This window comes from Bradyrhizobium sp. 76, assembly GCF_023073025.1.
Classification (GTDB): Bacteria; Pseudomonadota; Alphaproteobacteria; order Rhizobiales; family Xanthobacteraceae; genus Bradyrhizobium.
This window is the reverse complement of record NZ_JADPIS010000117.1, coordinates 1-1,658: the sequence shown is the minus strand read 5'-3', so window position 1 is coordinate 1,658 and position 1,658 is coordinate 1. Positions and strand designations below refer to the sequence as shown.

2 pseudogenes are annotated in these 1,658 nt (G+C 62.1%); one reads left to right on the top strand and one right to left on the bottom strand.

Annotated features, from left to right (window positions below):
* Positions 1-81: 81 nt before the first annotated feature.
* Positions 82-948, bottom strand: a pseudogene (locus tag IVB48_RS32945) (IS3 family transposase); the annotation flags it as partial.
* A 491-nt stretch (positions 949-1,439) separates the two neighbouring features.
* Here IVB48_RS32945 and IVB48_RS32940 point away from each other — a divergent pair.
* Positions 1,440-1,658, top strand: a pseudogene (locus IVB48_RS32940) (IS110 family transposase); the annotation flags it as partial.

The window sequence follows — 1,658 nt, the reverse complement described above, 5'->3', positions numbered from 1 at the left end:
CAAATACCCCACGGGATCGCATCCCGATCAGCAAAGCCTCTTCTCTTCAACAACATAGACAGATGGGTGTTCTGATGCGCGATTGTAGAAGTCGAGATATCGGCCGATGGAGTCGCGCGCCTGGCTGACGCTGTCATAGGCCCGCAGGTACACCTCCTCGTATTTGACGCTGCGCCAGAGCCGTTCGAGAAACACGTTGTCCCGCCATGCGCCCTTGCCGTCCATGCTGATCGCGATGCCGTGTCGGCGAGCACGCCGGTAAAGGCCTGTCCGGTGAACTGCGAGCCCTGATCCGTGTTGAAGATGTCCGGCTTGCCATGACGAGCCAAAGCATCCTCCAGCGTCTCGACGCAGAAGGCTGCTTCCATGGTGATCGACAGGCGCCACGGCAGAACACCACGTGTTGCCCAGTCCAGCACCACAGCGAGATAGACGAAGCCGCGCGCCATCGGGATGTAGGTGATGTCCATCGCCCAGACCTGGTTCGGTCGCGTGATCGCCATGCCGCGCAGCAGGTATGGATAGATCCTGTGGCCGGGCTCGGGTCTGGTGGTGCGCGGACGGCGATAGAGCGCCTCTATCCCCATCCGCCGCATCAGCGTTCTGACATGCCGGCGGCCGATCTTGCGCCCCTCGGCAGCCAGCAGGCCTCTCAGCATTCGCGAACGGCGTAGTGCACCTCATGCACGCCGACGGCGCGCGCGATCGGAAACAACAACGGCCCGAACAGCACGATCGCCGGACGGCGAAGGGAAGCTCCAGATGCAGCCGGTCGAGACGCCGCATGAGCGCGAGATCGGCGGACGACACCGGCCGCGGCAGGTAGTACACGCTGCCGCGGCTGATGTTCAAAGCCTCTGCCTGCCTGGTGATCGGCAGCTCGTGCTGACGCTCGATCATCGCCTTGCGCTCAGCAATCCCGCCTTGGTGAGCGCTCCTTCTAAAAAACTATGCGCGGCGCTGCGTTCCCCCTCTGGGATAGAAACGGCCAACGCTAGATTGCCGACCGGAAGGGAGCGGCCGATACGATTTTGGTGGCAGGTGACCCCGTTTAAAAAAACTGGTCCATGGGTTGTTGCGCACTTGAGAGTGGTGACGTCATTCGGCGATCCCGTTTAGGAATCTGACCAATAGTGCAGCCCAGCCCTTCCGCCGCCGTCAGCAGGAGGATTGGAGATGAACCCCAAAAGATCGAAGTCGAGGAACGGTGGTAAGATGCCAATGGTGCACCCGAACGCGGCTGCCATCGACGTCGGAGCGACTATGCACATGGCTGCCGTGAGGGCAGATCGCGCACCGGAGCCAGTCCGCCCCGGCACGTGCTTGGCATCGCGCGCGTTGACAAGAAACACGGTAAATCCCCGGGCATCGAGAAGCTCAAAAATCGGAATCCAGTAGACGATGGTCGATTCCATGACGACCGCGCTGGAGTGGGCGGCAAGCATGCCAGCGCCGAGACGATCGCGAAGGCGCTCACCGGAAGCTACCGCGCCGAGCATCTGTTTGCGCTCGAGCAGGCACTTGCGCTTTACGACGCCTACCACGAGAAGGCATCTGCTTGCGACGCCCGGATCGAAGCCGTGTTGAAGGAACTGAGCATCCATCGCGGTCATGGCCATGGACCGGCGCGGCGGGCCTCGCGGCGTCGGAATCGAACC